The sequence below is a fragment of the Curtobacterium sp. 22159 genome, assembly GCF_052045775.1.
Lineage (GTDB): Bacteria > Actinomycetota > Actinomycetes > Actinomycetales > Microbacteriaceae > Curtobacterium.
Map to the genome: position 1 here is coordinate 133,864 of NZ_JBQEPN010000006.1, position 12,363 is coordinate 146,226.

A 12,363-nucleotide genomic window follows, 5' to 3' on the forward strand; every position below is an offset into this window, starting at 1 on the left:
CACCGCGCCTCCAGTCCGTCAGGCGTCCCGTCAGCGACGATCCGCGCGCGCCGCGCGGACCCGCTCGGCGAAGGCCGCGTGCAGTGGGTGCTGCTCGTCCAGCCCGGTGATCTCGGTCGCGACGTCCTGGTCGGAGCGGTCCGAACCGAGCAGCGCCTGCAGCTCCACGCTCTGCTCGTCGTCCGGGACGTCGAACCGGAGCGCGGCGCCCATCGCGTCGAGCAGCGCCGTCGGCTCGGTGCCGTCCTCGGCGAGGGCCGCGGCCGGCGACACGAACCGCTCGTCACGGGAGAGCTTGCGGAGCGGCTGCCGCCCCACGCGCGTCACGGTGTCCGGCAGGTGCGGGTTCTCGAAGCGCCCGATGATGGCCTGGACGTACGCCCGGTGCACCTCGGGGTCGAGCTCGTGCCGTCGGACCAGCAGGTCACTCGTCTCGGCCAGGACCGACTCGAGCTCGGAGCGGACCGCGGGGATCGCGATCGCGTCGGAGATCTTGTCGGCGCCGGCGAGGAAGCCGTGGTACGCGACCGTCGCGTGGCCGGTGTTCACGGTGAAGAGCTTGCGCTCGATCGACGCGGCGAGGCCGTCGACGTAGTGCACACCGGGGATCTCCGGCTCGGTGCCGCCGAAGGGGGTGCGGTCGATGGCCCACTCGAAGTAGGTCTCCACGGTGACGTCGAGTCCGGCGCCCTCGGGCTGCGCGGGGACGATGCGGTCGACGGCGGTGTTCGCGAACACGGCCTTCGCGAGCGCCTGGTCGCGGGTGTCCGACGGCAGCGCGTCGACGATGAACTCGCGGAGACGGTCCGTCGCGTTGATCGCGTTCTCGCACGCCATCACCGCGAGCGGAGCGGCGTCCGCCGGGCGTGCCTGCAACCCCTGGGCGATGACGGGGGCGATGAACTTCAGGACGTTCGGGCCGACCGCGCAGGTGACGATCGCGGCGTTCGCGATCTCGGCGACCACACCCGCCTCGTCCTGCGCGCTGTTCAGTGCACGGAAGTTCGTGACCTCGTGGTCCGTCGCCCCCGCGCCGACCTCGTGCACGGTGTACGAGTCCGCTGCGGCCAGCGCGTCGATGAGCGGCGCGGCGACGTCGGCGAAGACGACCTCGTAGCCGGCCTCGTGCAGGAGCAGACCGACGAAGCCGCGGCCGATGTTGCCCGCACCGAAGTGGACGGCGGTGCGCTCGCTCACTCGTTGACCTCACCGAGGATCGCGAGGACGCTGGCCGTGTCCGGGGCGTCGGTCAGCTTCTTGACCTCGTCCTCGTCGGAGAAGACGATCGCGATCTTCGACAGGATGTCGAGGTGCTCGTTGTTGACGCCCGCGATGCCGACGACGAAGCGGACGGGGTTGCCGTCCCAGTCGATGGGGGTGGCGTACCGGATGAAGGACAGCGCCGACGACTTGATGGCGTCCTTCGCGTCGTTCGTGCCGTGCGGGATCGCGAGGAAGTTCCCTATGTAGGTCGAGACGCTCTTCTCACGCTCGAGCATCGCGGGGTAGTAGTCCGCCGTGACCGCGCCTGCAGCCTCGAGGATCTCGGCCGCCTCCTTCATCGCCTCCGACTTGGTCGGCGCGGTGTCCTCGGTGTGGATCCGGATCTGGCTCTCCTGCAGGACGGGCATCGGGGTTCTCCTTTGTTCGCGGACGTGGTGGAGGGGACGGGCCTTCACCCGTCCCCTCCGATACTGCACTTCGTTACTGGTTCTTGAGCTGTTCGACGACCTGGTCGTACTGCGGCGCGTTCATGAAGTTGCCGACCGACACGTGCTGTGCGTTCGGGTTCTTCTGCCGAGCGCGGTCGGTGAGCTCCTCCTGCGTGATGATCAGGTCCTCGTCACCGGAGAGGTTCGCGATCGCCTTGTTGGTGACCGTGACGCCCTCGATGCCCGCCTTCTTGATCTTGTTGCGCAGGACGCTGGCGCCCATCGCGCTCGAGCCCATGCCGGCGTCGCAGGCGAACACCAGGTTGTGCACCTTGGTGGCGGTCGCGGTGGTGGTGCCGGCGCCGACGCCGCCCAGGGCGGCCTCGGACTCCTGCTCGTTGGCGGGGCTGTTGTTGGCGAAGAGCCCGGCGGTGGCGGCGTTCGCCTCGCGACCCTTGTTCGCCTGCATCTTGTCGAACGCGGCGGTCATGTCCCCGCCACCGTTCGCCAGGTCGCGCTTGCGGCTCGTCAGGAGGAAGAAGGACGCGACCGCGAAGGTCACCGCCGCCGAGAGCACCACCGACAGGATGACGCCGAGGTAGCTGTCACGCGAGGTGTTGAACAGGACCGCGAGGATCGACCCAGGAGAAGCGGGAGCCGTCAGACCCGAGTTGAAGATCACGTTCGTGAGCACGCCGGTGCCACCACCGAGGATGACGGCGATGAACAGGACCGGCTTCTGCAGCACGTACGGGAAGTAGATCTCGTGGATGCCGCCGAAGAACTGGATGATGATCGCGCCGGGAGCGGTCGAGCGGGCGATGCCGACACCGAAGAAGGTGAAGGCGAGGAGGATGCCGAGACCGGGGCCGGGGTTCGCCTCGAGCAGGAACAGGATGCTCTTGCCGGACTCCTTGACCTGCTGCGCACCGAGCTGGTCGAGGACGCCGTGGTTGATGGCGTTGTTGAGGAAGAAGACCTTCGCCGGCTCGATGAAGATGCTGGCCAGCGGCAGGAGCGAGTGGTGGATGAGGAACTCGACCGCCGACCCGAGCGCCAGCGCGATGCCGGTGAACAGCTTCGACAGCCAGAAGAACCCGACGAGGAACAGACCGAAGCCGAGGATGCCCGCGGCGTAGTTGTTCACGAGCATCTCGAAGCCCGGCTTGATCTTGCCGTCCCAGATGCGGTCGACCTGCTTGATGATGTACGCGCCGAGCGGGCCGCAGATCATCGCGCCGAGGATCATCGTGGTGTCGGAACCGAGGATGACGCCCATGGCGAAGATGGAACCGACGACCGCGCCGCGGATGTCGTAGACCATCCGGCCACCCTGGATCGCGATCGCGAGGGGGATGAGGTAGGTCAGGATCGGCCCGACGACGCCGACGACGCTGCCGTCCGCGGAGCCACCGAGTGCCGCCACCGGGGTCCAGCCCGTGGGGATGAAGAAGGCCGTGATGATGCCCCACGCGATGAAGATCGCGATGTTGGGCATGACCATGCCGGAGAGGAACGTGCCGAACTTCTGGACGCGCACGCGCCCTTGCCCCCGCGCGGGGGCGGGCGACGATGCAACGGACGACGTTGTCATGTGCGGTGACTTTCTGTGAAGGGTGCTGCTGCTGCGGTGTGGTGGGAGGTGGTGCTGGCGGCTCAGACGGCGTGCGCTGCGGCCGCGGCGGACTTCGCGGCCGCCGCCGTGCTCGCGGCGAGCGCCGCCTGGGCCATCTCACGGGCCTGGTCGAGCGTGTGACGACCGAGTTCGGCGCGCACGTCGGCCAGGGCCGCGGGGGTCATGGAGAGGGTGGTCGCGCCGAGTCCGACGAGGACGACGGCGAGCAGCGGGTCGGCCGCAGCCTCACCGCAGATCCCGACGGGCTTGCCGGTGGACTGTCCGGCGGCGCCGAGCTGCGCGACGAGCCGGAGGACCGCGGGGTGCCACGGGTCCTGGTAGGACGCGACGGTGCCGAGCATGCGGTCCGCGGCCATCGTGTACTGCGTCAGGTCGTTGGTGCCGATCGACACGAAGTCGGCGGTGGCGAGGACCTGCTCGGCCATGAGGGCGAGCGAGGGGACCTCGGCCATGACGCCCGCGGTGCGGATGCCGAGTTCGCGGGCGAGGCCGACGAAGTACTCGGTCTCCTCGGCGTCGGCGACCATCGGGGCCATCACCCAGAGGTCGGCTTCGGTCGCCGCGTCGGCCTGGGCGAGCGCGGTGAGCTGGTCGCGGAGCACCTCGGGGTGGTTCCGGAGCGCCCGGAGGCCACGACGACCGAGTGCCGGGTTCTCCTCGTCCTTGTCGGTGAGGAACGGCAGGGGCTTGTCAGCGCCGGCATCGAGCGCTCGGACGACGACCTTCTTGCCCGGGAACGCCTCGAGCAGCTGGCGGTACGACTCGGTCTGCTGCTCGACCGTGGGGGCGGTCGGCGAGTCGAGGAAGAGGAACTCGGTGCGGAAGAGCCCCACGCCCTCCGCACCGAGAGCAACGGCGCCCGCGGCGTCGGCGGGGCTGCCGAGGTTCGCGAGCAGGGGCACGGCGTGGCCGTCGGCGAGGGCACCGGCGGTGAGCGGTGCCGAGGCGGCGGCGAGGCGGTCGGCGATGCGCTGCTCGACGTCGGCGACGAGTGCGTCGGAGGGCTCGGTCGTCACCGTGCCGGCACCGGCGTCGACGACGACGTGCTGTCCGTCGGTCAGCGCGTCGGCACCGGACACACCGACGACGGCCGTGATGCCCTTGGCGCGGGCGAGGATCGCGGTGTGCGAGGTGGGACCGCCGTCCCGGGTCACGAGCGCGAGGACCTTGTCGAGGTCGAGGAGCGCGGTGTCGGCGGGTGCGAGGTCACGGGCGACGAGGACGAACGGGGTGTCCGACTCGGGGACGCCCGGTGCGGGCACGCCGCGGAGCTTCGCGATGATGCGCTGGGCCACGTCGTCGAGGTCGGCCGCGCGCTCCCCCATGTAGCCGCCCATGCCGACGAGCAGGTCGCGGAACTGGCCGAACGCCTCGAACACGGCACGCTCGGCGTTCGTGCCCCGGTCGATGCGGGTGTGCACGTCGTCGAGGAGCGTCGGGTCCTGCGCCATGAGCGCCTGGGCCTCGAGCACGGCCTGCGCGTCGCCGCCGGCGAGCTGCCCGCGCTTGTTGAGGTCCTCGGCGACCGCGGCGAGCGCGCCGGCGACCGCCTGCTTCGCGTCGTCCGCCGATCCCTCGAGCGCCGCCGTCGACGGTTCGCCGAGCGGGTCCGCCATGCGGAGCACGGGGCCGTGGGCGACGCCGCGGCCGACGCCGGTGCCGAGCAGTTCGGACATTCGAGACTCCTTCATCTCACGCGCGCTTGCGGTGGGGTGGTTCGTTCGGTGCGCGCGGCGCGGAGACCAGGACCCCGCCGGTGCGGCATGAGCAGCACCATACCCCGATCCGCGTTGACAAACAAACACATCCGGGGATAAAAATGCAGAAACAGATGCCCGTTTGCGTCTGGTGGCTGAACCGTCCGGTTCTGATCCGCCGGAGACGTGCCCGAGCATGTCCGTTCCGTTCCGACCCGAGACGACGAGGTCCGATGTACGCACCAGAGCGCCACCAGCGCATCGTCGAGCAGGCACGCGCGCAGGGCCGGGTCGACGTGAAGGACCTCGCCGAGCTGCTCGCCGTCACGCCGGAGACGATCCGCCGCGACCTGACGAGCCTCGAGCGTCGTGGGCTCGTCCGGCGTGCCCACGGTGGAGCCATCCCGGTCGAACGCATCACCCTCCACCCGGGCGTCGGCGACCGCGGCGGCATCAACCAGTCCGAGAAGATGGTCATCGCCGAGGCCGCCCTCGACGAACTGCCGGAGAACGGCTCCGTGATGATCGACGCCGGCACGTCGACCATCTGCCTCGCCGAGATGCTCCCCACCGATCGGGGGCTCACGGTCGTCACGCACTCGTTGCCCGTGGCGATGGCCGTCGCGAACCGGCCCGGGATCGACCTCCACCTCCTCGGCGGGAACATCCGGAGCGACTCCCTCGCCGGTGTCGGCACCTGGACCCACCAGCTCATCGGCATGGTGAGCGTCGACGTCGCGTTCATCAGCATCAACGGCATCACGCCCGAGCGCGGCCTGACGACGCACAACATGGCCGAGGCGGCCGTGAAGTCCGCGATGATCAAGGCCGCCCGGCGGAGCATCCTGCTCGCCGACCACACCAAGTTCGGCCGCGAGGAGTTCGGCCGCGTCGCCCCCCTCGCCGCGATCGACACGATCATCACCGACCCCGGCGTGAACGCCGACCTCGTGCGCGAGGTCGAGGCCGCCGGCACCGAGGTGTTCTGGCCCGGCCGCGACTGAGCCGCCACCGAGTTCCCACCCACGGCCCGCTCGCTAGCATGGCCGCACCACCCATCGACAGGAGTTCATCGATGTCCGAAGCCACCCGCACCGTCACCGTCGCCAGCGCGTCCGGCCTGCACGCCCGTCCCGCTTCCCTCTTCGTCCAGACCGTGACGGCGTCGGGCCACCAGGTCACCATCGCGAAGGGCGACAAGTCCGGCAACGCGGGAAGCATCCTCGCGCTCCTCGGCCTCGGCATCGAGAACGGCGACGAGGTCACGCTCACCGTCGACGGCGACGACGCGGAGGCGACCGCCGACAGCCTGGTCGAGTTCCTCAAGACGGACCACGACGCGGCCTGACCGGACCGGTCGCGTCCGACGCGACCACACGACGGCGGGAGGAGCGCGCACGAGGGGTGTCGGCACCCGCCGATAGGGTGTTGGACATGACACGCCTGCGCCTCGCATCCGTCAACGTGAACGGCATCCGTGCCGCGTTCCGGAAGGGCATGGGCGAGTGGCTCGCCACGCGCGACGTCGACGTCCTCGCCCTGCAGGAAGTCCGCGCGTCGAGCGACGACCTCGCCGGACTGCTCGGCGACGAGTGGGACATCGTGCACGACCCCGCGACGGCGAAGGGCCGGGCGGGCGTCGCGATCGCCTCACGGCACCGGGCGCAGATCCACCGCGTCGAGCTCGGCGCCGAGGAGTTCGACTCCGCCGGCCGCTGGCTCGAAGCCGACTACGAGATCGGCGGGACCACCGTCACGGTCGTGTCGACCTACGTCCACTCGGGCGAGGCCGACACCCCGAAGCAGGACGAGAAGTGGAAGTTCCTCGACGCGATGACGGAGCGTCTCCCCGCCCTGCGGGAGCACAACCCGCTCGCCGTGGTCGTCGGTGACCTCAACGTCGGGCACGACGAGCGCGACATCAAGAACTGGAAGGGCAACGTCAAGCGGGCCGGGTTCCTCCCCCGCGAGCGCGCCTACTTCTCCCGCTTCTTCGGCGCCGAGGGCGAGCGGGTCGAGGGCGCCGACGGCTCGACCGGGCCGGGGCTCGGCTGGGTCGACGTCGGACGCGCCCAGGCCGGTGACGTCGACGGCCCGTACACGTGGTGGTCCTGGCGCGGCCAGGCGTTCGACAACGACACGGGCTGGCGCATCGACTACCAGATGGCGACGCCCGAGCTCGCGGGCAAGGTCACGCAGTACACGGTCGACCGCGCTGCGGCGTACGACCAGCGATGGTCCGACCACGCCCCCGTGGTCGTCGACTACGAACTCTGACCCGCTCCCCAACTCTTCTCCAGCACAGGACAGCACCATGACCACGACGCGCATCTTCTCGGGCATCCAGCCATCCGCGGGATCCCTCCACCTCGGCAACTACATCGGCGCGCTCATGCAGTGGCGGACCCTGCTCGACGACTTCGACGCGATCTACTGCGTCGTCGACATGCACGCCATCACCTCGGCGCAGGACCCGGCCGAGCTCCGCGCCAACACGCGGGCGACGGCGGCGCAGTACATCGCCTCCGGCATCGACCCCACGAAGGCCACGCTGTTCGTGCAGTCGCACGTGCCGGCGCACGCCGAACTCGCGTGGGTGCTCAACACGCTGACGGGGTTCGGCGAGGCGAGCCGGATGACCCAGTTCAAGGACAAGTCCGCGCGGCAGGGCGCCGAGGCCGCGTCCGTCGGGCTGTTCACGTACCCGATCCTCATGGCGGCCGACATCCTGCTCTACGACACGAAGGTCGTGCCCGTCGGTGACGACCAGCGCCAGCACGTCGAGCTCACCCGTGACCTCGCGGGGCGCTTCAACTCCCGCTTCGGTGACACGTTCGTCGTGCCCGAGGCCCGCATCCTCACCGACACCGCCCGCATCTACGACCTGCAGGACCCGGCGAGCAAGATGAGCAAGTCGGCCGCGTCCGACAACGGCCTCATCCGCCTGCTCGACGACCCGAAGCGCACGGCGAAGAAGATCCGTTCGGCGGTCACCGACACCGAACGCGAGATCCGTGCGGATCGCCAGGCGAAGCCCGGTGTCACCAACCTGCTGTCGATCCTGTCGGCGTTCACGGGCACCTCGATCGCCGACCTCGAAGCATCGTTCGCCGGCAAGGGCTACGGCGACCTGAAGGGCGAGGTCGCCGACGCGGTGGTGGCGGAGCTCGAACCCGTGCGGGCCCGCACGCTGGAGCTGTTGGACGACCCGGCGGAACTCGACCGTCTGCTCGCCGTCGGCGCCGATCGGGCAGAAGCGATCGCCGAGGCGACCCTCGCCCGCGTCTACGACCGCATCGGCTTCGTCCCCCGGCGCCGTGGCTGACCATGCAGCCCGTCACGCTGTCGTCCGCCCGGGTGCACCTCGACGTCCCGACGCGCGCGGACGTCACCGCGATCGCCGAGGCCTGCCAAGACCCGGACATCGTCCGGTGGACCACCGTCCCGTCCCCGTACTCGACCCGTGACGCCACCACCTTCGTGGACGCGCTCGTCGGGCCCGGGTGGGCGTCGGACCGCGAGTACACCTGGGGCATCCGGCGGCCGGGATCGACGTGGCTCGACGGCATCATCAGCTACCGCACAGCCGGCCGGGACGTCGGTTTCTGGCTCGCCCCGTCCGCCCGGGGCGCCGGCCTCATGCACGACGCCGTCGGACTCGTGCTCGGCTGGGCCTTCGACCAGGGCGCGCCGGACGTGTACTGGGAGTGCTACGCGGGCAACACCGCCTCGGCGCGGGTCGCCCGTGCGGCCGGCTTCTCCTTCACCGGCACGGGCACCGCTCGCATCCCGGGCCGCGACGGCGCCCCGACGACCGCGTGGCGGGGACTCCGGCGCGCCGACGGGACGCCGGCGTCCGATCTCGACTGGCCGTCGGAGACGTTCGATGGTGCGCCGCCGGCCGTCGGGGGACACCGCGGTGACGCGTCACCGAACACCCGCCGGTAGTCTCGACACGTGACGAGCTCTCCCTCCGCCGCGGCCACCCCGGCCGAGGTCCGAGCCATGCGGCGCGGACTCGAACTCGCCGCGCTCGGCCCCGCCGTCGGGGACCACGCCCGGGTCGGCGCGGTCATCCTCTCGCCGACCGGCGACGTCCTCGCCGAGGGCTGGCACAAGGGTGCGGGCACGCCCCACGCCGAGGTCGACGCCATGGGCAAGGTGCCGCCCGAGCTCCTCGTCGGCGCGACCGCCGTGGTGACGCTCGAGCCCTGCAACCACACCGGTCGGACCGGCCCCTGCGCCCTCGCACTCCTCGACGCCGGGATCGGCCGGGTCGTGTACGCGATCGACGACCCCGGCGCACACGCGCACGGCGGGGCGGACCGGCTCCGCGCCGGCGGTGTCGACGTCGTCCCGGGTGTGCTCGCCGACGAGGCCGAGGCCTTCCTCGAGCGGTGGCTCCTGTCCGTGCGGCTCGGCCGTCCCTGGGTCACGGTGAAGTGGGCGTCGAGTCTCGACGGTCGCGCAGCCGCCGCCGACGGCACGAGCCGGTGGATCACCGGGGCAGCGGCCCGTCAGCACGTCCACGAGCAGCGTGCCGGACACGACGCGATCCTCGTCGGCACGGGCACGGTCCTGGTCGACGACCCGAGCCTCACGGCACGCGGTGACGCCGGTGAGCTCCTCGCCGACCAACCACTCCCGGTGGTCGTCGGCGACCGGGCGGTCCCCGACGGCGCCGCCGTCCGTCGCCACCCCCGAGGGCTCGTCGCACTGCCGGGCCACGACCTCGCCGCCTCACTGGCGTCCCTCCGCGACCACGGTGTGCACTCGGTCTTCGTCGAGGGCGGTCCGACCGTGGCGTCCGCGCTCATCGCCGCCGACCTCGTCGACGAGTACCTCGTGTACCTCGCTCCCGTGCTGCTCGGCGGCCCGCGTGTTGCCCTCGATGACGTCGGCGTGGGAAGCATCGGCGAACGTCGCAGGTTGGACGTACTATCGACCACCAGCCTCGGCCCCGACCTGCTGGTCCGAGCACGACCCCACCGCGCCCCGCTGCCGGCGGCAGGCGAGCTCGGGGACGCGGGGCCCCAGAACGACCGGAGCACCCCATGACCGATGCACTCACCTCCCCCACCCCCGGGAGCCCGGTCCAGTTCGAGGTCGCCACGAACGTCCCGACGATCCACGGCACCTTCGAGATGCGCGCCTACCGCGACCTCGTGACCGGCGCAGAGCACGTCGCCATCATCGCGTCCGGTCCGGACGGCTCGGCACCCGCCGACGGTGCGCTCGTCCGCGTGCACTCGGAGTGCCTGACGGGCGAGGCCTTCGGGTCGTTGAAGTGCGAGTGCGGCCCGCAGCTCGACGCGGCGCTCGACACGATCGCGACCGAGGGCGGGGTGGTGGTGTACCTGCGCGGGCAGGAGGGCCGCGGCATCGGCCTCATCAACAAGCTCAAGGCCTACCGCCTGCAGGAGGACGGCCTCGACACGCTCGACGCCAACCTCGCGCTCGGTCTGCCGGCCGACTCGCGCGAGTACGGCGGGGCCGCCGGCATCCTCGCGGACCTCGGCATCACGAGCATCCGCCTGCTGTCGAACAACCCGGAGAAGCGGCGACAGCTCGAGGAGCACGGCATCACCGTCGAGGGCCTCGTGCCGCTCGTCGTCGGGGTCTCCGCACAGAACGCCGGCTACCTCGACACCAAGCGCGACCGCATGGGCCACCAGCTGCCCGCGCACCTGGAAGCCGGCGCCGCGAACTGACGCGGCCGAGTCCGGCGGGTTCCCGGCGGATTCGAAGGTCGACGACATCTGTCGTACGATGGGGTCCTCCGTCACGAGCGGTCCACCACCACCCGGACGCACCCGATCGGCGCCGCACCACCCTGCGCGAACCGACCGGTGTCCGCAGTCCGGGAACACCGCTGCGCTCCCCCGTGAGCGCCCACTCGGAGTCTCCTCACCCCATGTCCGCCGCATCGGCACCCGCACCAACCCAGAAGACCGCCGGCAACCCGCGCTCCCGCGTCGTGATCGCCAGCCTCGTCGGCACCTCCATCGAGTTCTACGACTTCTACGTCTACGCGACCGCCGCGGTCCTCGTCTTCCCGACGCTGTTCTTCCCGAACGAGGACCCGACGGCCTCGCAGCTGTCCTCGTTCGTCACGTTCGCCCTCGCGTTCTTCGCCCGACCCGTCGGCTCGATCATCTTCGGCCACTTCGGCGACCGCGTCGGCCGCAAGGCCACCCTCGTCGCGTCGCTGCTCGTCATGGGCACGGCCACGTTCCTCATCGGCTGCCTGCCGACGTTCGGCACGATCGGCATCTGGGCACCCGTCCTGCTCGCCGTGATGCGGTTCGCCCAGGGCGTCGGGCTCGGTGGCGAGTGGTCTGGTGCCGCACTGCTCGCGACCGAGAACGCCCCGACCGGCAAGCGCGGGGTGTTCGGCTCGATGCCGCAGCTCGGCGCCCCGATCGGGTTCCTCCTCGCCAACGGCCTGTTCATCGCGATCAACGCCGCGATGCCGGCCGGAGCCGACGGCACCCCGAACGCGGACTTCCAGGCGTGGGGCTGGCGGATCCCGTTCCTCCTGTCCGCGGTCCTCGTGATCGTCGGCCTGTACGTGCGCTTCCGGCTCGTCGAGTCCACGGTGTTCCGCGGCGTGCAGGAGTCCGGGACCGTCGCGAAGGTGCCGCTCGGCCGCGTGTTCCGCACCTCGTGGAAGGCCGTGGTGATCGGCACGTTCGGCATGGTCGCCACGTACGTGCTCTTCTACTTCATGACGACGTTCACGCTGTCGTACGGCACGACGGGCGCCGAGGCGGGTCCGCTCGTCCCGAAGCCCGGACTCGGGTACACGCGCGGCGAGTTCCTGACGCTGCTCATGATCGGGGTCGTGTTCTTCGGCATCTTCACCCCGGTCGCCGGCTTCCTCGCCGACAAGTTCGGCCGTCGCCGCACGCTCATCCCGACGACGATCGGCATCGCCCTCTTCGGCCTGACCTTCCAGTTCTGGTTCGCCGCGTCGACGGGCCCGATCACGGTCGTCACGTTCCTCATCGTGGGCCTGTCGCTCATGGGGCTGACGTTCGGTCCGATGGGTGCGCTGCTGCCGGAGCTCTTCCCGACGAACGTCCGCTACACCGGCTCGGCCATCGCCTACAACGTCGCGTCGATCCTGGGAGCGTCGCTCGCGCCGACGATCGCGCTGGCGCTGTGGAAGCCGGACGGGAACATCTTCCTCGTCGGCCTCTACCTCACCATCGCCGCGGTCGTGACGCTGGTCGCGCTCCTGTTCGTGCGTGAGACGCGGACCGCGGCGCTCGACGCCGCGGACGCGGCCGGTACGCCGGATGCGGCACCCGTGGAGGCGCGCGCCTGAGGCGAGCAGCAGACGGATGGGAGGCGCGGTGCCAGCTGGCACCGCGCC

General features: G+C 70.8%; 11 protein-coding genes and 1 pseudogene. 8 read left to right on the forward strand and 4 right to left on the reverse strand.

Translation table 11 applies throughout. The features are described 5' to 3' along the window. Window positions 1-30 precede the first annotated feature (30 nt). The 4 genes from ACTJKO_RS09045 to ptsP all read right to left on the reverse strand — a co-directional run bounded on the left by ACTJKO_RS09045 (window position 31) and on the right by ptsP (window position 4,964). Window positions 31-1,197 carry a mannitol-1-phosphate 5-dehydrogenase gene (locus tag ACTJKO_RS09045; protein ID WP_440687859.1) on the reverse strand — a complete coding sequence of 389 codons (1,167 nt, stop codon included), beginning with the start codon at window positions 1,195-1,197 and terminating at the stop codon, window positions 31-33. Further along, window positions 1,194-1,631, reverse strand: coding sequence for a PTS sugar transporter subunit IIA (locus ACTJKO_RS09050; protein WP_440687861.1), 438 nt, complete (start codon window positions 1,629-1,631; stop codon window positions 1,194-1,196). Before ACTJKO_RS09050 ends, ACTJKO_RS09045 begins: the two co-directional genes overlap by 4 nt. A 73-nt stretch (window positions 1,632-1,704) precedes the next feature. After that, entirely contained in the window at window positions 1,705-3,192 is a 1,488-nt protein-coding gene (locus ACTJKO_RS09055) for a PTS mannitol transporter subunit IICB (RefSeq protein WP_440687863.1), read from the reverse strand. A gap of 116 nt (window positions 3,193-3,308) precedes the next feature. Then, window positions 3,309-4,964: a phosphoenolpyruvate--protein phosphotransferase gene (gene ptsP, locus ACTJKO_RS09060; RefSeq protein WP_440687865.1), complete on the reverse strand. Its 1,656-nt coding sequence runs from the start codon at window positions 4,962-4,964 to the stop codon at window positions 3,309-3,311. Between the two features lie 254 nt (window positions 4,965-5,218). On the opposite strand from ptsP, the gene ACTJKO_RS09065 reads away from it, so the two are divergent. The 8 genes and pseudogenes from ACTJKO_RS09065 (at window position 5,219) to ACTJKO_RS09100 (ending at window position 12,315) form a co-directional block, all read left to right on the forward strand. Beyond that, window positions 5,219-5,989 (forward strand): DeoR/GlpR family DNA-binding transcription regulator, encoded by a 771-nt coding sequence (locus ACTJKO_RS09065; protein WP_440687867.1) that lies wholly within the window; start codon window positions 5,219-5,221, stop codon window positions 5,987-5,989. Between the two features lie 71 nt (window positions 5,990-6,060). Beyond that, on the forward strand, window positions 6,061-6,333 hold the full coding sequence (locus tag ACTJKO_RS09070) for an HPr family phosphocarrier protein (RefSeq protein ID WP_440687869.1): 273 nt from the start codon (window positions 6,061-6,063) through the stop codon (window positions 6,331-6,333). Window positions 6,334-6,419: 86 nt separating this feature from the next. Next, on the forward strand, window positions 6,420-7,262 hold the full coding sequence (locus tag ACTJKO_RS09075; RefSeq protein ID WP_440687871.1) for an exodeoxyribonuclease III: 843 nt from the start codon (window positions 6,420-6,422) through the stop codon (window positions 7,260-7,262). 37 nt (window positions 7,263-7,299) lie between these two features. Continuing rightward, entirely contained in the window at window positions 7,300-8,310 is a 1,011-nt protein-coding gene (gene trpS, locus ACTJKO_RS09080; RefSeq protein ID WP_440687873.1) for a tryptophan--tRNA ligase, read from the forward strand. 2 nt (window positions 8,311-8,312) lie between these two features. Beyond that, window positions 8,313-8,933: a GNAT family N-acetyltransferase gene (locus ACTJKO_RS09085; RefSeq protein ID WP_440687875.1), complete on the forward strand. Its 621-nt coding sequence runs from the start codon at window positions 8,313-8,315 to the stop codon at window positions 8,931-8,933. 57 nt (window positions 8,934-8,990) lie between these two features. Next, window positions 8,991-10,043: a bifunctional diaminohydroxyphosphoribosylaminopyrimidine deaminase/5-amino-6-(5-phosphoribosylamino)uracil reductase RibD gene (ribD, locus tag ACTJKO_RS09090; protein WP_440688014.1), complete on the forward strand. Its 1,053-nt coding sequence runs from the start codon at window positions 8,991-8,993 to the stop codon at window positions 10,041-10,043. Window positions 10,044-10,054: 11 nt separating this feature from the next. Further along, window positions 10,055-10,696: pseudogene (gene ribA / locus ACTJKO_RS09095) on the forward strand (GTP cyclohydrolase II); the annotation flags it as partial. A gap of 203 nt (window positions 10,697-10,899) precedes the next feature. Then, window positions 10,900-12,315, forward strand: coding sequence for an MFS transporter (locus ACTJKO_RS09100; protein ID WP_440687877.1), 1,416 nt, complete (start codon window positions 10,900-10,902; stop codon window positions 12,313-12,315). Window positions 12,316-12,363: the final 48 nt, after the last annotated feature.

Excerpts from the sequence above, each read along its gene's own strand:
- ribD (WP_440688014.1), top strand. The coding sequence starts at position 8,991 with ATGCGGCGCGGACTCGAACTCGCCGCGCTCGGCCCCGCCGTCGGGGAC.
- ACTJKO_RS09075 (WP_440687871.1), top strand. The coding sequence starts at position 6,420 with ATGACACGCCTGCGCCTCGCATCCGTCAACGTGAACGGCATCCGTGCC.
- ACTJKO_RS09070 (WP_440687869.1), top strand. The coding sequence starts at position 6,061 with ATGTCCGAAGCCACCCGCACCGTCACCGTCGCCAGCGCGTCCGGCCTG.
- ptsP (WP_440687865.1), bottom strand. The coding sequence starts at position 4,964 with ATGTCCGAACTGCTCGGCACCGGCGTCGGCCGCGGCGTCGCCCACGGC.
- ACTJKO_RS09100 (WP_440687877.1), top strand. The coding sequence starts at position 10,900 with ATGTCCGCCGCATCGGCACCCGCACCAACCCAGAAGACCGCCGGCAAC.
- ACTJKO_RS09050 (WP_440687861.1), bottom strand. The coding sequence starts at position 1,631 with ATGCCCGTCCTGCAGGAGAGCCAGATCCGGATCCACACCGAGGACACC.
- ACTJKO_RS09085 (WP_440687875.1), top strand. The coding sequence starts at position 8,313 with ATGCAGCCCGTCACGCTGTCGTCCGCCCGGGTGCACCTCGACGTCCCG.
- trpS (WP_440687873.1), top strand. The coding sequence starts at position 7,300 with ATGACCACGACGCGCATCTTCTCGGGCATCCAGCCATCCGCGGGATCC.
- ACTJKO_RS09065 (WP_440687867.1), top strand. The coding sequence starts at position 5,219 with ATGTACGCACCAGAGCGCCACCAGCGCATCGTCGAGCAGGCACGCGCG.